This window comes from Methylobacterium sp. ARG-1 (assembly GCF_001262595.1).
GTDB classification, from domain to species: domain Bacteria; phylum Pseudomonadota; class Alphaproteobacteria; order Rhizobiales; family Beijerinckiaceae; genus Methylobacterium; species Methylobacterium brachiatum.
The window spans coordinates 38,549-58,908 of the sequence record NZ_LHCD01000025.1 but is presented as its reverse complement, the minus strand read 5'-3'; the positions used below and the strand labels follow the sequence as shown (position 1 = coordinate 58,908).

Sequence of the window (20,360 nt, the reverse complement as noted above, 5' to 3'; positions counted from 1 at the left end):
CGGCGAAATATAGCTAGGCAACGCGTCAAACTACGAACTGGCAGTCGCGTAGCGTTCGAGCTTGGGCCTCAGATGCGCGGTTTGGGCATCCTCGCTGGCGAGTAGGTGCAGGCAAAGCCTGTCTCGTCACCGTTGCCGTGTTCGGCTGCCACACGTTGGTGGGCCCGGCATCTGTAACGCAACGTGGTTGGTCCAGACTGCGGACTGAGGCGTCCAGGAACGCCACGCGTGCTGATGACGTCCGGAATGGTGCGGCGGACGCGGGCTACCAGTTCACCTGCCCAACGCGGAGTCGTTTGATCATGGCCAGCGGCTGGGTGCGCGCCTTCGTCTCTGTCGGGAGCGGGGTGTCGGAGCGCTGTACCAGCTTGCCGTGCTTGCGGATCGCCCAATGGTAGCCGCCCGCCTCGCGCTGCGACGGGACGAGTTCGAAGGTGAACGGCTGGAGTGTTTCGGGTTCGCCCATTTCATAGGTTCTCAAGAGCCCGGTTCAGGCCGGGAGGACGTGCAGCATGCCGCCAATCGCACCGAGCACCCCCATGCCGGTCAACCCCATAGCGATATACATCCGCATCCGGCTTTGATCGGCTGACGCCGGGCGGCTTTCATCGAGATAGTCGGACCAATCAACCACGGGTTCCCATCGGGTTGCACAACCAGAGGGCGCGTCCCCTATGCCTGTGACACGACGGTGAGATGACCTTGGCCGCGTTGATCGGCTCGTCGGCGAACCGGCACTACGAGCCCTCCGTTCGACTTCACCCTGCGGGTGTTGCCGTGGTGCCTGGAAGCTGGCCGGACCCGTTGGTCGTCCGGCAAGCCATAGCGAGTTCGCATCGGAGATCGTCGCACTGCGCATCGACCAAGTCGGGCAGGATATCCTCGTCGCACTCGTCGATGGCCGCGATCAGAACTAGACCTGCGGCCGTCGGCTGGAACTCAACCAAGACCTCTCGCTCGGCGTAGGGGTCGTGCGGGTCGAGGCAGTAGTGCTTGGGCATGATCCGCTCCCGGTGAGCCGGTGAAACGGCGCGGTGCGTCTCATATGTCCGCGCTGCGACAATCGAACGACATGCCCCGCTGGCCTGCTCAGGCCACTCAGTGAGCCTTCTGGCGGTTGCGATGGGCATCCCCACGCCGGTCCTTCTTCTTCCGCGTCACGGGGAGCGGCGTCTCCCCATCCCCGGAGGCCCGTTCGCTGAGCGCAAAATCATGCAGTCGCTGCGCACGTTCCACGTCGCCGTCCACGGCGCTCGTGAGGGCGTAGAAGGCAGCCCGCACGATGTCCTTCTTGGACGCCTTGGGGTGCTTCTCGCGCACTGCGGCGACCAGTTCCTTCCGCTTGATCCCTGGTCCGGCCAGCCCCTGCAACGTACCAGCGAGTTCTTCGATTGAAGCCATCATCATTCCTTTAGCCGACGAATATTCACCCGGCTCACATGCATTAGGCGCACGAGTTCGCCGGTCTCTGGTTGAGAAAAGCACCGCACGCACGCGGTACTCCAAGCGCGACGTGGCCTTCTAACCCATATTACGGTTGTGTGACACGGCCACACCTTGGGCTTATCGATCGCTGCAGCTTGTCTAGTCTAGCATACAACCATATTTGGCCGCTGTTCCTTTCCTAGCCCGGAACCTACTTGGCGCCCTGCCGGGGTGTGGCACTCCGATTTTGCCTGCTCGTTCAATCCTTGGGCTCGCCTATCCCGATTTCGGCCAGCATCTCGCGTCCGGTCTGCGTTAGGAACCACAGCTTCAGCCCAGCCTGCCCGCGCATTTGGCGCTCCTCGACCAGCCCAAGATCCCGCAGCACCGGCATGACGCTCGGGTGCGCCCCGTGCCGCATGCCCTGTGGGTACAGGGCGCAGGCGCGGAGAGCTTTTAGCTGAAGGCCGCGAAGCGGGGCTCGGATCTCGGAGGGCATGGTGCGGAGCTATGGTGAGCCGGTGGCCGAGGCCAACCCGTCACCGCGTCTCGACCCACAGCAGCATCAGCGCAGCCATCGCCATCAGCGTCCCGAACAGCAAGAACGTCAGGAAGTCGCGGCGTTCGATCGCCCCTTCACCCAGCGCATGGTCGAGCATCGCGGCTGCCACTGAACAAACGGTCACCCCGGAGACCAAGATGGAGGCGAACAGGATCCAGCCGGGGAGGGTCTGAAGCATGGAGCCGAGCTACTGCACCAGTCCCGGACCGTCTACGAGGCCAAGGCGCAGGGCGAGCGTCAAAAGGTCGTCGTGCGAGACCCACTCCCGGCCGTCGATCTGCCAGTGCTCGAATTTCTCATCTGGCTCGATGGTATGGCCATGTGCCTGCAAGGCCACGATGGCTTCGAGCGTCGGGTCGTAATTCTCGGTCATGCGACTGGGCGGATGCAACGATAATGCGGCAGCGAGCTTCGGTAAGGCGCTCCTCGTCCGTCTGCTCAGGCATGTGTCGACGATCCCCTTCTCGACGGTCGTGCGCGTGGTCGCCGCGTCCAGACCGAGCCCACGGGCGAAGCCGTCGAGGCGCCGCATCATGTGCTGGACCGCCCCGCGCTCGTGTTCGGTGTTCGGTGTTCGGCGAGCCGTTCACGGCTCGTCCTGCCATTGTCGGGCGGCTTCAACTGCCTCCGCATCGACGCGTGCAGCGATCATCTCGATGCTGCTCGCAAGAGCGTCAGCGGCCTCCCCGTGTTGCTCGGCCCCTTCTGCCACGGTCCGACAGAAGCGAGCGGCGTGCCTCAGTCCCTCGGCATGCGCTGTATCAAGCGCCGACAGCACCGCATTGACGGCGCTGTCGCGCTCGCCAGCATCGCCCTTTAGATGTGGAAGCAGGAAAGCCACGAGGCGGACCTTCCATTCGGCACCTGCTTCAAGAGCGCCCATGTTTACCCTTTCACCGGATGCGCCAACAAGATCGCGGATTTGACCGCGGCTCGCTTGCTGCCCGGTCTGGCTGTCGGCTCCTTCAGGGTGGCCGTTGCGTGACGATCTGCCTTCACGGCTGCGGTGAGGTCGATGATCGAGCCGGAAGCCAGCTCGAACGGGCCGGTCTTAAGATTGGCGAGCACCGCGTCGACCGCAGCGCTCACTTGCTCATCGGTAACCTCTTTCGACTTGACGAGGTCGGATACGGTCGGGGTGCTGGCCATGCCGGAGAGCTACTGTAGCCCGCCGGGAGCGTCCATCGCACCGGCCGGGCGGCCATATCATCACGGCTCGCCCGGCCTCGCGCAAAGCCCGACCGCGTCCGCGGCCGATCTTCCTGAAATGGGGACGGAGGCGATCGCGGGGAAGCGACAGTGTGTCTCCAACGCTCTCGCGCCGCGGTGTCTCATCCGGTTAAACGTCCGATTGGACCAACGTGTCGAGCCATAACGTACCTGATGCGAATAGGGCGCCGCAGCCGTCACGATGAACGTCCGCTATGAGGTGGCTGTCCGCGGCTCCGTGAATGACCGGGATGGGCGCCAAGCGGCCGGTCGGAATTGGCCGAGGGTGGCCACGTCGAAGGCCGCAAATCCAGTTCTCAGAAGGCCGTCAGTTCTTCGGTACCTTCTCCTTGCCCTTGCCTGGGTTCGAGGTGTTGACGAGCTCGGGCGACTTCTGGGCGCGTAGGGTCTCCGCCTGCGCCTTCGTGTCGATCCGCTTGGTGCGCGTGAGCGGCTCCAGCTTCACGGCCGCGCCGGTCTTGATGGCCTGTAAGATACCTTCGAGCACGCGCACGTCCGCATATCCCTCCTCTCCGTCCGGTTCGGGATCCTTGCCGTTCAGGATGCAGTCCGAGAAGTAGTGCAATTCGCCGCCGAAATGGTCGGTGTTCTTGAAGCTCTCGTGGTTTTTGCTCTCGCCCAGCGTGACAGTGCGCTCCAGCGGCTTGCCGTACATAAAGCCGGGGTTCATCTCGACGCTGCCTTTCGTGCCTACTACCGCGTAGGTGTCGAGCGTGTTGCCCCAGTAGGACAGCACGAACTGTGCCAGGCGGTTGCCAGGAAAGCGCAGCGTGACCGCGACCGTATCGTCGAAATCACCGAGGCCCGCCTCCGGGTGGCGAATACCGATGGCCGAGACGACTTCGGTCGGCTCGTCCTCGAAAACGTAACGGGCCGCGTTCACTGGATAGGGGCCCATGTCGAAGATTGGGCCCGCCTCGACTCCGTTCTTCGCCCGGTGGTTCTCGGGCGAGACCATCTGGATGAAGGTCGAAGTGAAGGTCAGAAGCTCGCCGAGCTTGCCCGAGCGGATCAGGTCGATGGTCGCGAGGGTGGCCGGCTCGAAGTGCAGGCGGTAGGCCACCATCAGCTTGGCGGATGAGGTCTCCTCCACCTCTAGGATCTGGCGGCACTTCTCGGTTGAGACCTCAAGCGGCTTCTCAACCAGCACGTGGATGCCGGCCTTGAGGGCCGGGATCGCGAACTCGGCGTGGCGCCAGTTCGGCGTTGCGAGGTAAATCGCGTCGATCTTGCCCGAGGAGAGGAGCTCCCCGAACTGCTCATAACTGTAGCTGTCGGTGACGCCATACTGCTCGCCGACGCCGCGCGCCTTCTCAGGATCACCGGTGACGAACGCAACCACCTCCGAGTTGCCGGTGTGCTTGACGCCCGGCAGCATGGCCTCCTGGGTGATATCGCCGAGTGCGACGAAAGCGTAGCGGACCTTTTTGCCCGAGGTCAGGCCGAGGGCGGAAGCAATACTCATGGAGGTCTCCTGAAGTGGGACGGCCGGTGGCACGGAAGGAAGCGTTTGGGATCAAGGTTGGCGGGGTCAGGGGCCGCCGCGGCCGCCGACGGCTCCGAAGACCTGGCCGGTGGAGTAGCTCGCTTCATTCGAGGCCAGCAGCACGTAGATGCCGGCGAGTTCCGCCGGCTGGCCCGGGCGCCCCATCGGGGTATCGGCGCCGAAGTGCGGGAGCGTGTGGGGTAGCTTGCCGCCGCTGACCTGCAGCGGTGTCCAGATCGGACCCGGTGCTACGGCATTCACCCGGATGCCCTTCGGCGCGAGCTGCTTGGCGAGGCCCTTCGAAAAATTGGCAATGGCCGCCTTCGTGGCGGCGTAGTCGATCAACGACTCGCCGGGCTCGTATGCGTTGACCGACGACGTGTTGACGATGGCCGAACCCGGCTGCAGGTGAGCCAGCGCGGCCTTGGTGATCCAGAACATCGCGTAGACGTTCGTCGTGAAGGTCTGCTCGAAGTCCTCGTCCGAGATCTCGTCGATCGAGTTGGCCGCCTTCTGGTAGACGGCGTTGTTGACCAGGATGTCGAGGCCGCCGAGCTCGCGCGCGGCATCCGCCACGAGCTTGCGGCAGAAAGCCTTGTTGCGGATATCGCCGGGGAGCGGCACCGCCTTGCGCCCAGCCTTTCGGATCAGGTCCACCACCTCGCGGGCGTCCTCCTCCTCCTGGGGCAGGTAGTTGAAGGCGACGTCAGCCCCCTCGCGGGCGAAGGCGATCGCTGCCGCCCTGCCGATGCCGCTGTCGGCACCCGTGAGCAGAGCCCTGCGGCCAGCCAAGCGCTCCGACCCCTTGTAGCTAGTCTCGCCGTGGTCGGGACGCGGGTTCATCCGAGAGGCGAGGCCAGGCCAGGGCTGCTCCTGATCCTGGAACGGTGGCTTCGGGTACTCGGTCGCGGGGTTTGGCGCTGCCGGTGTCGCTGCCCTAGCATCGCGGCCGCCGAGGCCTGCGGCCCCGAGCGCCGCGGCGACGCCGGTCGTGAGGCCGCCGACCAGAAGACGGCGGGACGGATCGGGACGGTCCGACATCTGAGAGCTCTCGACGCGAGGATCTGAATCGGACGCCGAGAATGACGGCGCACATCCCGCCAACCGTGCATCGCACCGATTGTTGCACGCGCATGCCAGGGCCGGATCGGCGGTGGTGCCTTCAGGTCATGTAAGATCACTTCCTCAAAGGTAGCGGACCCACAACCCTGGAGCCTGATCCCCCCGTAGCTGTTGGGGACATGGGCACCGGCCTGAGAGAGCCCGTAACCGGATCCGCTTACGGCCGCGGTCACCCTGAGGATCACTTCCCGACGTGCGACGGTTCTCGTGGAGGTGGAGATCGCGGATGGCTCAACACAAGCCGGGTAAACGCGCTGCGCCGTGGTGGCAGGACGCGGTGGTCTACCAAGTTTACCTGCGCTCGTTCCAGGACAGCGAAGGCGATGGTGTCGGCGACCTCGCCGGCGTCATCGCGCGCCTCGACCACGTCGTTCGGCTCGGCGCCGACGCGCTCTGGCTTTCTCCGTTCCATCCCTCACCGATGCTGGACGGCGGCTACGACATCGAGGACTTCACCGCCGTCCACCCGCTCTTTGGCAACCTCGAAACTTTTGACCGGCTGGTCGCCGAGGCGCACCGAAGCGGGCTCAAGGTCATCCTCGACTTTGTCCCCAACCACACCTCCGACCGGCACCCCTGGTTTCGGGAGAGCCGTGCTGACCGCGCGAACCCGCGGCGGGACTGGTACGTCTGGCGCGACCCCGCCTCCGACGGTGGTTGGCCGAACGGCTGGCGCTCCATGCTGGAGGGCTTGGCCTGGACGCGGGATGAGGCCACCGGGCAATACTACTACCACGCCTTCTTGCCCGAGCAGCCGGACCTGAACTGGCGCAATCCCGAGGTGCAGGCCGCCATGGAAGCTGTGCTGCGCTTTTGGCTCGACCGCGGGGTCGACGGCTTCCGGGTCGACGCCGTGCCCCACCTTGTCGAGGACGAACTGTTGCGCGAGGACCCGCCCGGGGACTTGGCGGGCGAGGGCCTACCGGTCCAGGCCGGCGTGCGGCACGCCTTCACCTCAGACCGGCCTGAGACCCACGCCTGCGCCGCCGCATGGCGCCAGCTCATCGACACGTACGAGGACCGATTGCTGATCGGCGAGGCTCGCCTGCCAGCCGAGCGCGTGATGCGGTACTACGGCCTCGACGCGCCAGCTTTCCACCTGCCCTTCAACTTCGTCTTCTGAACACGGCCTGGGACTCGCGAGCGCTCGCGGCCGCAATCGACCAGTACCTGAACCTGCTGCCGCCTGGCGCCTGGCCGAACTGGGTGCTGGGCAACCACGACGAGCATCGGTTGGCAAGTCGCATCGGTCAGGAGCAGGCCAGGGTGGCCGCGATGCTGGCGCTCACAGCCGGCGGCACGGCTTTCGTCTACAACGGCGACGAGCTCGGACTTGAGGACGTGGAGATCGCATCGGGCGAGACGCATCGCCCGGATGCCAGCGGCGGCCGCGATCCGCAACGCACGCCGATGCCGTGGGATGCTGGCCCTCAGGGTGGCTTCACCACAGGCACGCCGTGGCTGCCGCTCGGACGAGTGAACGCGGCGCGAAGCGTTGCTGTGCAAGAAGCTGACCCAAGCTCGATGCTGGCCCTCTACCGCCGGCTCATCGCTCTGCGCCGAGAACATCCGGCGCTGGTTCAGGGCAGATTTCAGCCGCGTGCCGGCGAGGGCACTGTGCTGTCCTACGTTCGTGAAAATGACGGCGTACGTCTGTTCGTGGCCTTGAACATTAGTGGCGGACCTGCCTGCATCACCCTCCGCGGATCCGGTACTCTGCTGCTCTCGACGCGACTGGACCGCGACGCGGCCTCTTGCGCGGGGCAGATGACCCTACGGTCTGACGAGGGGGTAATCATCCGTCTCGATTAGGCTCAAGCACGAGGATCCCCGCGGCTTACAGCCAATCCGCTGATCAGATTTTGAACTATCGTAGACGGTTTAGAAGGATCGACCTGCATTGGACCTGGGACGAGCACCATGGACCTCCTGTCGCCCTGCCAAACGGCAGTGGCTCTGGTTCGGAGTTGCTCACCGGGCTGCTCATGTATCGACAGGCGAATTCCGATGCCGGCTTCGACTCGGAAGGCCCGCGGATGAGCGCTGCCACGTCGTTGTTGATTCTTGCGGGATGACCAGACTGCTTGGTGGTTGCGCGAATGCCATCAATCTCGTGGTGTCCGACCGGATTAGGTGTGTCGGGTCCGGATGCAGCGCAAACAGCCATGGCTGATGACCGGGGCCTTCACGTCCGCTTCGGAGATCTCGCCCTAATACCCCGAATGACCGGAATGGGCGCAAAGCCGAAGGTCCGGTTTCGGTGGCGGGTTGCGGCTCGGTGAGGCGTACTACGGCTGCGAGGTACCGAGCGACGGCGTGGATTTAAAAAATTATCTCGCAAACTCAATGACATAGGTGTTCGCAGTTTCATTCTGTCTGGCGCGCCACTTGCGCATGGAACTGCGAACGGCAAGCGTGGTTGTGCCGCGCGATCCGGTCAAGGCAGGCTTCGGATTCTCCTCAGCGCCGACGCTGCGGATCGGATCAGCCCGGTTGAGGACCGCCTCCTTCCGAGATCAGGGTGCCGTTATGACGTGGCGCTCTGCTGCGAGCGCGAGCATCTCCAGAGCGTTCCCGACGGCGGCAAATTCCGCGGTGTTGTCGAAGATGCACCAGGCGCGGCGGCCGAGGGCCCTGTGCTGGTGCAGGCGCTCGGCCATCCGGGTGAGGACGGGCGGTTCGTAGGCCGAATGGTACATCCGTGGGGAGCCGTGGAGCCGGTAATAGATGAGGTCCGGCCAGCCGCCCGGGAGGCCGGCCCCTCGCACCGGCGCGGGGTCGGCGGCGACGCGGGCGATCGCAAGGTCGGACAGGCGCTGATCGACGTCCTGAGCAAACCAGGTGGCGTGGCGCGGCTCACAGACGACGTCCCCCGGAAAGACCTGCCTGAAGCCCGCCAGAAACGGCGCGGCGGACGCCCGATCGAAGGCCAGACTCGGTGGAAGCTGAAGCAGCAGCGGCCCAAGCTTCGGCCCGAGGCCCGCCACCTCGGCCAGGAAGCGATCCAGGTCTTCGTCCGCGCCGACCAGACGCCGCTCATGCGTGATCGTCCGCGGCACCTTCACGGCGAAGCGGAACCCGTCCGGCACCGCGGTGGCCCACCGCGCGTAGGTCGTCACCCGATGGGGTCGATAGAAGGAGGTGTTGATCTCGACCGCGGAGAAACGCTGCGCGTACCGCTCCAAATGGCTGCCGGCTTCCGGGAAGTGTGCGGCGTGGGCCTTCGGCAGGCTCCAGCCGGCGGTTCCAAGGGCGATGGGGGGTGAGCTATGCATCGGATCCGATGACGGGCCATAAGCCGGGCCGGCCAGATGGGCGGCAGGCGATCGGGTAGGTCTGCGCATGCGCGGGGTCGAAGAGGTCTTCGATCGTCTCTCACGGTCCGCATTCCGTCAGCGCTTTCGGCTGGCGGCCGCCGACCGGGCCTACCTGCATGAGAAGGGGCTTCCGACGGTTCTAGAGCACGCGCGAGACTTCGTGAAACGGCGCCTCGCGCCCGCTGAGCCGAGGAACGACGGCAAGCAAACGCCGTTTCGCGGCCATCCGGTCTTCACGGCGCAACACGCGACAGCCACCTGCTGCCGCGGTTGCCTGGCCAAGTGGTACGCCGTCCCCGCCGGGCAGGCGTTGACCGCCGCCGAGCAGGCCCATGTGGTCGAGGCGATCGGGCGCTGGTTGCGCGCTCAGGGCGGCGACGGCGCCTGACGAGGCCCGCGTCCCCGGGATCCCAGGTCGAGACCGACGCCCTGCGGATCGTCTTCCCGGACGCGAGCGGCCGGCGCGTCGGCTAGGCCGTGGCGGTCCAGCCCAGGACCGCCGTCAGCGGATCGCCGGCGCCGCCTTCGGGCTTCAGGACGCGGGCCTCGAGGCGCGCGAATCCCGCGCGCTGCAGATACAGCTGCACCAGTTGCGCGTGGCCCGTGCCGTCGAGGGCGCTCCAGATCGCGACCGCCTTGGTCGGGAAGCAGCGGTTCGAGAAGCTGATGACCACCGGCGCGCCGGGGCGCAGGACCCGCGCGATCTCGGACAGGACGTCCACGGGGCGCTGCAGATACTGCACCGAGACGCAGATCAGGGCCGCGTCCACGCTCGCCGTGTCGAGCGGCAGCTGCGGCTGCGCGTTGAGATCCTGCACGAAATGCCGCGCCAAGCGCGGATTGGCAGCCAGCTCCGCCGCGTTGAGGCCGTGGCCGATGACGTGCGCGTAGGCGACCTCGTCCGGCAGGTGGCTGATCCAGCTCGACATCAGGTCGAGGACCACACCGCCCGGGGGGACGACCGCCCTGTAGAGGTCGGTCACCGCGGCGATGGCGGCGGCATCGATATGGGTGACGAGGCGCGGCTGGGCGTAGAAGAGCGGATCCGGACTGCGATCCGGCTTGGCGAACGCCTCTGCGGGCAGCTCTGGCAGATCCTGAGCCATGCTGGGTATGCCTTCATGTCGCGCCAAGCGCCGGATTTGCGCCGCGGTGCCCGCCCCCGGGGCGGGCCGACGCGATGCCACCCTGAGATAGGCGCGGTGCGCCCTGCGGCCCGCCGCGGCGCAAGATGCCGCATCGGACGACGAGGTTCGAGGGCGGTCCGCGCTTCAGGCGCCGGCCACCACCAGGTCGGCGCCGGCCTCCGCGAGGCAGTGCCGCTGGTCCTGCGGGACGGCCGCGTCGGTGACCAGAATCCAGCGCCGCGGCAGGGGAGCCCAGGCCATCTGCTCCGCCCGGCCGAGCTTGCCGGCATTGGCGAGCACGATCGTCTCCCGCGACTGCGCGATCATTGCGGATTTGAGGGCGACCTGATCGAGGCTCGCCTCGCACAGGCCGCGTCCCGCGACCACGCCGTCCGCGCTCATCACCGCCCGATCGGCCGTCATCCGCTGCAGGGCTTCGATGGCCAGCGGGCCGACGGTGCTCATGCTCGTCGCCCTCAGATTGCCGCCGAGCACGACGAGGTCGATCCCGGGCGCCTGGGCGAGACAGGGGAGCAGCGCGAGATTGTTCGTGATGATGCGCAGGCGCCGGTCGAGCAGGAGGCGCCCGAAGGCCGTCACCGTCGAGCCGGCATCGAGGATCAGGGTCTCGCCATCTGCGATGAGCGCGAGGGCCGCGCGGGCGATCGCCTGCTTCTCGGGCCCGTTGATCGCGAGCCTCTGGTCGAGGGTCGTCTCGGGCGCCGCCCCGGCCAGTATGGCGCCGCCATAGGTCCGGCGCACCGCCTTGGTGTCGGAGAGGTGCTGGAGGTCGCGCCGGACGGTCGAGGCGGAGACGCCGAACCGGTGCGCGAGATCGTCGACGTCGATCTCGCCCAGCCCAAGCGCCTCCAGCAGCCGCGCCCGGCGTTCCGTCCCGCGCATAGCCCCGCTCTCTCACCCTGGCCCCCGACGGGAGCGCCTCGGTCCGTGCCGGCGCCCCGGTCAGGCCGCCTGCGATTTCGGCGCCAGCTCGACCGCCTGCCGCAGCGCCTCGATCAGGCTGCGCTCGTCCGCGACGCCCGTGCCGGCGATGTCGAAGGCCGTCCCGTGATCGACCGAGGTGCGGATCACCGGGAGGCCGACCGTGATGTTCACCCCGGCCTCGAGACCCAACACCTTGATCGGGCCATGGCCCTGATCGTGATACATGGCCACCACCATGTCGTAATCCCCCCGGCCGGCGAGGAAGAACAGCGTGTCGGCCGGCAGGGGCCCGCGCACGTCCCAGCCCTTGGCGCGGCAGGCCTCGACCGCCGGCGTGATCTTCTCGGCCTCTTCGCCATGGCCGAACAGGCCGTTCTCGCCGGCATGCGGGTTGATGGCGCAGACGCCGATCTTCGGCTCAGCGATGCCAGCCTTCACCAGCACCGCATGCCCGCGGGCGATGACGCGCTCGACGAGGCCGGGCTCGATCCGCGCGATCGCGTCGATCAGGCCGATATGGGTCGTGACGTGGATCACCCGGAGCTTCGGGGAGACCAGCATCATCGACACTTCCGGCGTCCCGGTGAGGTGCGCCAGCATCTCGGTGTGGCCTGGAAACTTGTGGCCGGCCGCGTGAAGCGCCTCCTTCGACAGGGGCGCGGTGCAGATGCCCTGCGCCTGCCCCGCCTGCACGATCTCCACGGCCGCCGCGATGCAGCGATAGGCGGTCTCGCCGGCGACCGGGGACAATTGCCCGAACGGCAGGTCCTCGGGGACGCATTTCAGGTCGACGCATTGGACCGCATCCGTGCCGAAGGCCGCCCCGCCCGCGTCGGCGAGCGAATCGACCCCGATCGTGGCGCCGACGATGCGGCCCGCCTGCCGCAGGCGCCCGGCATCGCCGACCACCAGCGGCTGGCAGATCGCGTGGACCTCCGGGTGCGCCAGCGCCTTCATGATGATCTCTGGCCCGATGCCAGCGGGATCGCCCATGGTGATGGCGATGGTCGGACGGGTCATGTGAGACTTCCTTCGGTTCGAACGTGGCGCAGGCGGTCCCGGATGCGCACGAGGCTGTCGGCGTCGCCGAAGGCACCCGCCTTCGTGGCGATCGGGATCGCGAGTTGCCCCAAGGTGAGGCCGAGCGAAACACCCGGCTCGATCTCGTCGGTCAGCTGGATGCCGTGGACATGGAAGCGCGTCAGCAGCGCGGCCGCGGTCTCGCCGCCCGTAGCGGCGAGCGCCCCGATCCGACCGGCGATCGGGGCGAGCGCGTCGGCCAGCGCGTGGGCCAGCCGGGGGCCGAGGCTCATGTCGGGTTCGCCGCCCAGCATGATCTCGACCAGGACGTCCTGGCCGGCGGCCAGCCGTTCCGCGAGGGGCGTCGCCAGGTCCGACCGGCCCTCCACCGCTTCGAGCAGCGTCTCGGGCGCGATCGGCAGATGCGCCACGGCGCCGTCGGCGAGGAGGCGTCGGGCGCCCGCGCGTGAGACCTCGGCGAGGGAGCCGACGACGAGGAGCGAGCCGCGCCGGTCGGGCGCGATCCGGACCGGCGCGAGGGCGGCAACCGGTCCGGCCGTCGCGAGCGCGTGCGCCAGCCCGGCGCTGCCGATGAAGACGGCCGACGCCGTCGCGGCGAGGCCGGCCTCGGCGATGCGGGCCAGATCGTCGTCGGTTTCGGCATCGCAGACGGCGATCTCGGCGGGACCGGCCGCGGCCTCGGCCAGCGCGCCGGCGAGTCGCCCCCCGCGCACGATCGGCAGGGTGAGCGTCGTGGACCGGATCCCGGCCGAGGCCAGTATAGCGCCGAGATCGGCGCTGGCGTAGCTATGGTCGCGCCGCCACACCTCCGCCTCCTCCAGCGGGCGACCGCCCACCCGCACCCGGCCCTCCAGCGTGGTCCGGCCGGTCCCGGGGAAAGCCGGCGCCAGCACGCCGAAGGCCTGGCCGGACCGGGCGCGCAACTGCGCGAGCGTCGCGGCAATCTCGGCGGCGGGCTGGCCGCGCATCGTCGAGTCGATCTTCTTGAACAGGCGCCGGTCCGCGCTGTGCAGCCGCCCCAGCAGGGCCGCGTGGCGCTGCGCCGCCGCCTCGGCGGTGAGGCCGCGGCTGTCGGCGTCGTAGGACAGGATCGGGATCCGTTCGTCCTGCACCGCCTCGCCCCAGATCACGGCCGCGGCGTTGCCGCGTCGGCGGAACGCCACCGCGCAATCGGCGGCGCCCGTCAGATCGTCGGCGAGGATGAGCCAGCGCGCGTCCATCTCAGGCGCGGCGGACGGGCGCGGGAACGACCGGCTCGCCATCGGGCGCCTCCGCCTCGTCCGCCCCACGGCCGACGACCTTCGCGGTCCAGGCCGTGACGATCGGGACCAGGATCGCCGTGACGACGACGCAGGCGGCGACGAGGATCGTCGCGGGGCCGGCGGCATCAGCATAGGCCGGGTTCGCGGCGGCGACGATCGCCGGCACGGCCGCGGCGTTGCCGGCGGTGGATGCGGCGGCGACACCCGCGACGCCGGTGCCGCCGGTCAGGCGATCGGCGAGGAACAGCGGGATGCCGGTCAGGACCACGACCGCCACGCCCATGGCGAGGCCGAGCAGGCCGGCCTGCCAGACCTTGCTCAGATCGAGCCCCGCGCCCAGCGCGAAGGCGAAGAACGGGATCATGACCGGGATGGCGCGGCTCAGGAAGGCGCGCATCTCGCGGTCGAGATTGCCGATGATCATGCCGACGAGGAGCGGCAGGATGGCGCCGACCAGGGTCTGCCAGGGAAACGCCGAGAGGCCGGCGACGCCCAACGTCACCATGGTGAGAAACGGGCCGCTCTCCAGCGACATCACCGTATAGGCCCCGACATCGCGCGGGCGGCCGTACTGGCCCATCAGCGCCATGTAGAGGCCGCCATTGGTGTCGTTCATGCTGGCGACGACGGCCAGGGTGGACAGCCCGGCGAACATGCCGGCCGCGACCGGGGCCTCACCGAGGACCTGCCCGAAGATCAATCCCAGGATCAGGGCGATGCCGATCTTCACGATCAGCAAGGTGCCCCCTTTCTTGACGATGTAGGGGGTGGCGCGAAAATCGATGCTCGCGCCCATGCAGACATAGAACACCGCCAGGATCGTCAGCGCGCCCGAGAACAGGGCGCCGGTGAAGGATCCGAAATACTTGGGCGTTCCGGGAAAGAAGGTTGCGATGAGCGCCCCGACGAGCAGGGGCACGACCATCATGCCGCCCGGAACGCTCTCGATCGCCCGCTTGATCGGGATCTGCATACTCGTTCCCTCCCTGCGCGATACACGCAGATATTGCTTGAAGCTCGCGCCCGATTGATCGGCGGCAACTGAAAATTCGTTGTGAGCCTTTCGGAGTGATGCGCGCATTGTGCGCATCTCGTCAACCGGATTGCGCAGTCTGCGCAGAAATCCGGACGTCTGCTGCCACGACAGCCGGACCCGTTGCAGGGCGTGCCACCCGGCCGGCGGCGTCCCGAACCGGTCGCGCGGCAGCCGTCGCGTTCAGACCCGGATGATCATGGAGTCGGATACCGTGCGGTGACGCGATCCGTATGCGGGCCGACACACAGGCGGCCGCATTCGGTCGATTGCGCGTGATAATCCAGTTGTCGGTCCGTTGGATCCGAATAAAAACCGCCCTGCTCTGTCTCCGGGGGCGCCGGACAATTGGTTTCATCGGGCCCGGGTCGTGCGGTCTCGTACGGAAACATTCCTGTTGGTCGGCGCGCCTGAATACGCCTTGATCGAAGCACCCGCTGTACGATCCGTCCTATGTGCCGACTGGAATAGCATATTCACTAAGTAATAGCGTCGCGCATGCACCAGAAATTAATAATTCTCCTATAGACCTGGCTTTTGTTGAGTTTGGCGTGCCGCCCGGCAGCCTCGAACAGGGCCTTCGCGCAATGAGTGCCGACCTGCACCACCTCGGCACGGCGCGGCTTATGAAGGTGCCGCCGGCGGCCCGGACGGATCCGGGCGGGGTCTCGCTCGTGACGCAGCGCAACGATCTCGACGTGATCAGGCACGGCCTGCTGACGATCGGCGCCTCGGGATACGTGGTCGCCTTCAATGCCCCGGCCGAGCGCCTCCTGGCCGGCCTGGACGTCGCCCTGGCGGTCGACCTGCCGGCCATCCAGCTGGTCCGCAGCCTGTGCGCGAGGACCGCGCAGCCGCGCCGGGAGGTCTTCCGATCCTTGCGGCAGGCGCTCGACTGTCGGACCTCGGCCGCCTTCGAGGTGACGCGCCAGGATCGCACCCTGCATATCGAGCTCCACCGCAGCGACGCGGGCGGCTGGGTTGCGACGCTGGAGGATGTCAGCGCCCGCAAGGCGAGCGAAGCGCGGGCCGACGCGATGGCGCGTCTCGATCCGCTGACGAGCCTGCCCAACCGCCTGCTCCTGCGGGAGCGCCTCGACGAGGCTTTGGCACGCCTGCAGCGCACCGGCGAGGCCTGCGCGCTGCTCCTCATCGATCTCGACCGGTTCAAGCCGGTCAACGACACGCTCGGCCATCCGATCGGCGATGCGCTTCTGGCGAAGGTCGCCGACCGCCTGCGCTCGACCGTACGGACCACCGACACCGTGGCCCGTATCGGAGGCGACGAGTTCGTCATCCTGCAGACCGGCATCCGCGAGGCCGCCCATACGCAAGCCCTGGCCCGGCGCCTCGTCGACCTGATCGGCCGAACCTACATGGTCGAGGGCCATCTCCTGACGATCGGCGCCAGCGTCGGCGTGGCGTTCGCGCCCGCGGACGGGACCAGCGCAGACAAGCTCCTCAAGAACGCCGACCTGGCCCTCTACCGGGCCAAGCTCGATGGCCGCGGGACATACCGGTTCTTCGAGCCGGAGATGGATGCGCGCATGCAGGCGCGCCGCCGGCTCGAGCTCGACATGCGTCAGGCGCTCGCGCGGCGTGAGTTCCAGCTGCACTATCAGCCGCAATTGCAGCTCGACGCGAATCGGCTCATCGGCTGCGAGGCCCTGATCCGCTGGAAGCATCCCGAGCGCGGGATGATCTCGCCGCTCGATTTCATCCCGCTTGCCGAGGAGATCGGTCTGATCGTCCCGATCGGCGAATGGGTCGTTCGCCAGGCCTGCCGGGATGCCATGACGTGGCCGGCCGGGATGTCCGTCGCGGTGAACGTCTCGCCGGCCCAATTCAAGAGCGACCGCCTGGTCGAGACGATCATCTCGGCGCTCGCCAGTTCGGGCCTGGCGGCCCGGCGGCTGGAGGTCGAGATCACCGAGGGCGTTCTGCTCGAGGAGAGCGAGAAGACCCTGCAGACGCTCCACCGCCTGCGCGAGCTCGGGGTCCGGGTCTCGATGGACGATTTCGGGACCGGCTATTCGTCCTTGAGCTATCTGCGCAGCTTTCCCTTCGACAAGATCAAGATCGACCGATCCTTCGTGAAGGACCTGACCGGCAAGCCGGATGGCGATGCGATCATCCGGGCGATCGCGGGCCTCGGCAAGAGTCTCGGCATGACGACGGTCGCCGAGGGGGTGGAGACGCCGGAGCAGATGCAGCGCATCCGCGACGAGGGCTGCACCGACGTCCAGGGCTACCTCATCAGCAGGCCGATCCCGGCCGACGATGTGCTGGCCTTCCTCAAGACCTACGGGTCACCCACGTGATGCAACCAGCATATCGGATTGCCCCATGAGCGAGCTCTATCGCCTCGTCTATGCCAGCAAGAACCTGTTCCACGGTTCGGAGGCCGAGCTGACGGCCATCGTCGGCCAGATCCTGGCCACGTCGCAGCGGAACAACGCCCGATCGGACGTCACCGGCGCGCTGATGTTCAACGCAGGCGCCTTCGCCCAGGTTCTGGAAGGACCGCGCCGGGGTGTCGAGGAGACGTTCGAGCGGATCCAGTGTGACGACCGCCACGGCGACGTCACGGTCCTCCAGTGCGGCCCGACGGAAAGCCGCAGCTTCGCCAATTGGTCGATGGCCTTCGTCGGCCAGTCGGCCGGGGGGCAGGAGCAGTTCAGCCGGCTCGCGGCCGAGAGCGGGTTCGACCTCGCCAGGCTCGACGGCGATGCCGTCTTCGCCATGCTGCACGAGTTGGTGCTGGAGGAGGAGGGCCTCCCGCGCGCGCCCCGCACCGCCCCGCCGGCCGAGCCCGCCGGGCGGGGGCTCGATGTCGCGCAGCTGCGGGCGGAGATGGCACAGCTTCGGCCCGATGGGGCGGTCCCTCAGATGGCATCGGCCGCGGACGGGACGAGCAGGGCCGCCAGCGAGCGCAATGCCCCCCGCCCCCACCCGATCGAGGACATCGCCCCTGCCAAGGCGGCCACCGAGGCGGCCCTCGCGGTGCTCAAGCTGGCCCTCGCCGCAGAGCGGCAGCGCACGAGCGATCTGCGGACCGAGATCGACGGGTTGCAGGTGTCCCTCGCGGTGAGCCGGGATCAGCGCGACGCCCTGCGGATCGAACGGGATCGCTGGGCCGAACGCGCGCGCCTTCTCGCCGCGGCGATGGCCCAGGAGGCTGGCGACGCCCAGACGGCCGCGCACCCCGGCGGTTTTCCCGACGCGCGGCCGAACGCGGCGCTCGGCCCAGGCGACGCCGCGGACATCCTCGCCGCCTAGGCGCTGGGGTGTCGGCCGGTGGGGCCCCAACGAGGACCACAGAGCCGAGCACGCTGGATCGCTCCGAACGACGGGGCGACCGCCGCCGCCGTCAGGCGCAGTAGGCCTGCCCGTCGAGGCCGTGCGGCCGGCCGGCTGCCAGGAGGGTCTCCCAGACCGGGGCGGGCAGCGGTACGCCCTCGGCGAGGCGTTCCGCCTTCATGCGGCGCTCGGGCTCGCCCGGCAGCAGCACCGCGCCGCCCGGCGCCGCCTGGGCGGAGGTGAAGAAGTCGAGGTAGCTGCGCGCCTCGGCGGCGATCGCGTCGTCCGAGCCGAAGGCCTTCGGCGTCATGTAGAGCGAGAGCATGCCGTTGCAGACCCGGCGCTGGCCAGGCCCCGCGGTGCCGGATCCGGTGAGCGCGCCGGCCAGGAGCTCGCACATCAGCGACAGGCCCGAGCCCTTGTGCTCGCCGAAGGCCCGGATCGCGCCGGCGCCCTTCTGGTTGTCGCGCTCCGGCCCGTCCAGCGGACCGAACAGGGTGGCCGGGTCCGCGCTGAGGCGGCCGTCCGGCTCGATCAGCACGCCCTCGGGCAGGGGCTTGCCGCCCTGCGAGGCCACCAGCACCTTGCCCTCGGCGACCGCCGAGGTGGCGAAGTCGAGGACGATCGGGTCGCGCCCCGGCACCGGGAAGGCGGCCGCGATCGGGTTGGTGGAGAAGCGCCGGTCCACCGAGCCGAACGGCGCCACGAGCAGGCTGCCGGCGACGTTGACGAAATGCACCGAGACGAGGCCCGCGGCCGCCGCGCGCTCGGCCCATTCGCCGATCCGCCCGAGATGCCCGGCATGGCGCAGGGCGACGACCGACACGCCGTGCTCCTGGGCCTTGACGATGCCGAGATCCGTGGCGAACGGGCCGGCGGTCTGGCCGAAGCCGTACCGGGCGTCCACCAGCGCGAAGGCGCCGCCGTCGACCAGCACCGCGGGGGTCTGGTCGGCCACGAGCTCGCCCGCGCGCAGCCACGCCACGTAGCGCGGCACCCGGATGACCCCGTGGCTGTCGTGGCCGGTGAGGTTCGCGGCCACCAGGAACTCGCCGATCCGGCCCGCTTCCGCCTCGGAGCAGCCCTCCCGAACGAAGATGTCCTGCACGTAGGCGGTCAGTCCGGCGGCGTCGATCCGCATGATGGTTCATCTCCCGTCGTCGCGCCTCACCGGGCGCGTTCGGGTAACGATCCTAGGCTTTCTTAACCCGCAAGGCGACCACGTCCGGCGATGCGGGATGGACATCGAAGCGCTGGGCGTGGCCCAATACTGACAACGTCGGGCACAAGAACCGGCGACGGGACGGATACGCCGATGAAGACGACGCGTCGCGTTTTCTTGACGGGTGCCGCATGCGCGGCTGCCAGCGGTTTAGCCCCGGGGGTGATCCGGTCGAGTGCCGCGCAGGGCGCCGGCGCGACGATCCGGATCGGCATGGTGCTGCCGGTGACGGGCCCCGGCGCGGATGCGGGCCGCTTCGCCCTCAACGGCGCCAAGATCGCCCTGGAGGCGGTCAACAAGGCCGGCGGCGTCCTCGGCAAGCCGCTCGAGATCGTCACCGAGGACGACCAGACCACCAATCCCGGCGCGGTGCTGGCCTTCTCCAAGCTGGCCTCGCAGCCCGATCTGGTCGGCTTCCTGGGCTCGGTCCGCTCCACGCAGAACCACGCGATGGCGCCGGATATCCTCAAGACCGGCAAGCCGATGTGCTTCGGCGGCACCGACCCGGTCCTGACCCAGCTCGGCAATCCCTGGCTGTTCCGCTTCCGGCCCAACGACAGCTTCTCGGCCCGGGTGATCGCCGAGCACGGCGTCAACGGGCTCGGCAAGAAGAAATGGGCGATCATCCACTCGACCGACGCCTTCGGCACCAGCGGCGCCAAGGCGCTGACCGAGAGTCTCGGCAAGATCGGCGCCACGGTCGTGCTCGACCAGGGCTACGCCAACCAGGGCCAGGATTTCACCCCCGTGGTGCTGGCGATCCGGCAGGCGGGGGCCGACGTGATCGGCTCGTATTTCACCTTCGAGAACGACCTCGGGATTTTCGCGCGCCAGCTCCGCCAGCTCGGCGTCACCGCCCCCTGGGTCGGCTCGCCCTCGATCACCAACGTCACCGCCCTGAAGCTCGCCGGGCCCTCGCTCTACGGCACCTACGGGGTGGCCGATTACGCGGAGGAATCGAGCGACGCGGCCCGGGCCTACGGCAAGGCCTACCGCGCCGCCACCAAGATCGCCCCCGACAACCAATCCTCCTGGACCTTCGACGCGGTGACGGTGCTGGCGCTGGCGATCAACAAGGCCGGCAAGACCGACCCGCAGGCGATCCGCGAGGCGCTGCTGGCGGTGCGCGGCCACGCAGGCGCCGAGGGCACCTACAACTTCGACAAGAACGGCGACGGCCTGCACGGCTACAACGTCGTGCGCAACGACAAGGGCACGATCACCTTCGACCGGCGCATCGACTTCTATCAGGGCTGAATCCGGGGCCGCGGACGGGGAACGGACGCAG

23 protein-coding genes are annotated in these 20,360 nt (G+C 68.2%); 6 read left to right on the top strand and 17 right to left on the bottom strand.

What is annotated here, in order from left to right; translation table 11 throughout:
* Positions 1–265: 265 nt before the first annotated feature.
* The 10 genes from AKJ13_RS20785 to AKJ13_RS20740 all read right to left on the bottom strand — a co-directional run bounded on the left by AKJ13_RS20785 (position 266) and on the right by AKJ13_RS20740 (position 5,744).
* Positions 266–481 (bottom strand): hypothetical protein, encoded by a 216-nt coding sequence (locus AKJ13_RS20785; RefSeq protein WP_244471673.1) that lies wholly within the window; start codon positions 479–481, stop codon positions 266–268.
* A gap of 277 nt (positions 482–758) precedes the next feature.
* Positions 759–1,001, bottom strand: a complete 243-nt coding sequence (locus tag AKJ13_RS20780) for a hypothetical protein (RefSeq protein ID WP_050735063.1) — start codon at positions 999–1,001, stop codon at positions 759–761.
* A gap of 97 nt (positions 1,002–1,098) precedes the next feature.
* Positions 1,099–1,407: a hypothetical protein gene (locus tag AKJ13_RS20775; protein WP_244471672.1), complete on the bottom strand. Its 309-nt coding sequence runs from the start codon at positions 1,405–1,407 to the stop codon at positions 1,099–1,101.
* Positions 1,408–1,684: 277 nt separating this feature from the next.
* Positions 1,685–1,813, bottom strand: coding sequence for a hypothetical protein (locus tag AKJ13_RS33135; protein WP_280137120.1), 129 nt, complete (start codon positions 1,811–1,813; stop codon positions 1,685–1,687).
* Between the two features lie 151 nt (positions 1,814–1,964).
* On the bottom strand, positions 1,965–2,165 hold the full coding sequence (locus AKJ13_RS20765; RefSeq protein WP_050735061.1) for a hypothetical protein: 201 nt from the start codon (positions 2,163–2,165) through the stop codon (positions 1,965–1,967).
* A gap of 9 nt (positions 2,166–2,174) precedes the next feature.
* Positions 2,175–2,522, bottom strand: a complete 348-nt coding sequence (locus tag AKJ13_RS32740; RefSeq protein WP_244471671.1) for a hypothetical protein — start codon at positions 2,520–2,522, stop codon at positions 2,175–2,177.
* Positions 2,523–2,573: 51 nt separating this feature from the next.
* Positions 2,574–2,870, bottom strand: coding sequence for a hypothetical protein (locus AKJ13_RS20755; protein ID WP_050735060.1), 297 nt, complete (start codon positions 2,868–2,870; stop codon positions 2,574–2,576).
* 2 nt (positions 2,871–2,872) lie between these two features.
* Positions 2,873–3,136 carry a hypothetical protein gene (locus AKJ13_RS20750; RefSeq protein ID WP_050735059.1) on the bottom strand — a complete coding sequence of 88 codons (264 nt, stop codon included), beginning with the start codon at positions 3,134–3,136 and terminating at the stop codon, positions 2,873–2,875.
* 388 nt (positions 3,137–3,524) lie between these two features.
* Positions 3,525–4,715 (bottom strand): Gfo/Idh/MocA family oxidoreductase, encoded by a 1,191-nt coding sequence (locus AKJ13_RS20745; RefSeq protein ID WP_244471670.1) that lies wholly within the window; start codon positions 4,713–4,715, stop codon positions 3,525–3,527.
* Positions 4,716–4,748: 33 nt separating this feature from the next.
* Positions 4,749–5,744, bottom strand: coding sequence for an SDR family oxidoreductase (locus AKJ13_RS20740; protein WP_050735057.1), 996 nt, complete (start codon positions 5,742–5,744; stop codon positions 4,749–4,751).
* Positions 5,745–6,051: 307 nt separating this feature from the next.
* Between AKJ13_RS20740 and AKJ13_RS33290 the strand changes: the two genes are divergently transcribed.
* Positions 6,052–6,948, top strand: coding sequence for an alpha-amylase family glycosyl hydrolase (locus AKJ13_RS33290; RefSeq protein ID WP_348270957.1), 897 nt, complete (start codon positions 6,052–6,054; stop codon positions 6,946–6,948).
* Entirely contained in the window at positions 6,849–7,637 is a 789-nt protein-coding gene (locus tag AKJ13_RS33285) for an alpha-amylase family glycosyl hydrolase (RefSeq protein WP_348270959.1), read from the top strand. Before AKJ13_RS33290 ends, AKJ13_RS33285 begins: the two co-directional genes overlap by 100 nt.
* Before the next feature lie 704 nt (positions 7,638–8,341).
* Here the strand turns inward: AKJ13_RS33285 and AKJ13_RS20730 are convergent.
* A complete protein-coding gene (locus AKJ13_RS20730; RefSeq protein ID WP_050735056.1) occupies positions 8,342–9,100 on the bottom strand; it encodes a DUF72 domain-containing protein in 759 nt (252 codons plus the stop codon).
* A 67-nt stretch (positions 9,101–9,167) separates the two neighbouring features.
* Here AKJ13_RS20730 and AKJ13_RS20725 point away from each other — a divergent pair, with 67 nt between their 5' ends.
* Complete coding sequence (locus AKJ13_RS20725; protein ID WP_050735055.1) at positions 9,168–9,530, top strand: DUF4186 domain-containing protein; 363 nt, start codon at positions 9,168–9,170, stop codon at positions 9,528–9,530.
* 82 nt (positions 9,531–9,612) lie between these two features.
* Here the strand turns inward: AKJ13_RS20725 and AKJ13_RS20720 are convergent, their stop codons facing one another.
* The 5 genes from AKJ13_RS20720 to AKJ13_RS20700 all read right to left on the bottom strand — a co-directional run bounded on the left by AKJ13_RS20720 (position 9,613) and on the right by AKJ13_RS20700 (position 14,490).
* A complete protein-coding gene (locus AKJ13_RS20720; protein WP_050735054.1) occupies positions 9,613–10,248 on the bottom strand; it encodes a methyltransferase domain-containing protein in 636 nt (211 codons plus the stop codon).
* Between the two features lie 165 nt (positions 10,249–10,413).
* Positions 10,414–11,172: a DeoR/GlpR family DNA-binding transcription regulator gene (locus AKJ13_RS20715; protein WP_050735053.1), complete on the bottom strand. Its 759-nt coding sequence runs from the start codon at positions 11,170–11,172 to the stop codon at positions 10,414–10,416.
* Between the two features lie 60 nt (positions 11,173–11,232).
* The gene (pdxA, locus tag AKJ13_RS20710; RefSeq protein ID WP_050735052.1) at positions 11,233–12,234 is read right to left on the bottom strand and encodes a 4-hydroxythreonine-4-phosphate dehydrogenase PdxA; all 1,002 of its coding nucleotides are present in this window, start codon (positions 12,232–12,234) and stop codon (positions 11,233–11,235) included.
* The gene (locus AKJ13_RS20705; protein ID WP_082317043.1) at positions 12,231–13,517 is read right to left on the bottom strand and encodes a four-carbon acid sugar kinase family protein; all 1,287 of its coding nucleotides are present in this window, start codon (positions 13,515–13,517) and stop codon (positions 12,231–12,233) included. The genes pdxA and AKJ13_RS20705 overlap by 4 nt, the downstream gene beginning before the upstream one ends.
* On the bottom strand, positions 13,477–14,490 hold the full coding sequence (locus tag AKJ13_RS20700) for a 2-keto-3-deoxygluconate permease (RefSeq protein WP_007562639.1): 1,014 nt from the start codon (positions 14,488–14,490) through the stop codon (positions 13,477–13,479). Before AKJ13_RS20700 ends, AKJ13_RS20705 begins: the two co-directional genes overlap by 41 nt.
* A 647-nt stretch (positions 14,491–15,137) precedes the next feature.
* Between AKJ13_RS20700 and AKJ13_RS20695 the strand changes: the two genes are divergently transcribed.
* Positions 15,138–16,871 (top strand): EAL domain-containing protein, encoded by a 1,734-nt coding sequence (locus AKJ13_RS20695; RefSeq protein WP_050735051.1) that lies wholly within the window; start codon positions 15,138–15,140, stop codon positions 16,869–16,871.
* A gap of 25 nt (positions 16,872–16,896) precedes the next feature.
* Entirely contained in the window at positions 16,897–17,829 is a 933-nt protein-coding gene (locus tag AKJ13_RS20690) for a BLUF domain-containing protein (protein ID WP_050735050.1), read from the top strand.
* 91 nt (positions 17,830–17,920) lie between these two features.
* Here the strand turns inward: AKJ13_RS20690 and AKJ13_RS20685 are convergent, their stop codons facing one another.
* Positions 17,921–18,991 carry a malate/lactate/ureidoglycolate dehydrogenase gene (locus tag AKJ13_RS20685; RefSeq protein WP_050735049.1) on the bottom strand — a complete coding sequence of 357 codons (1,071 nt, stop codon included), beginning with the start codon at positions 18,989–18,991 and terminating at the stop codon, positions 17,921–17,923.
* Between the two features lie 174 nt (positions 18,992–19,165).
* Between AKJ13_RS20685 and AKJ13_RS20680 the strand changes: the two genes are divergently transcribed.
* Positions 19,166–20,329, top strand: a complete 1,164-nt coding sequence (locus AKJ13_RS20680) for an ABC transporter substrate-binding protein (RefSeq protein WP_007562635.1) — start codon at positions 19,166–19,168, stop codon at positions 20,327–20,329.
* Positions 20,330–20,360 lie beyond the last annotated feature (31 nt).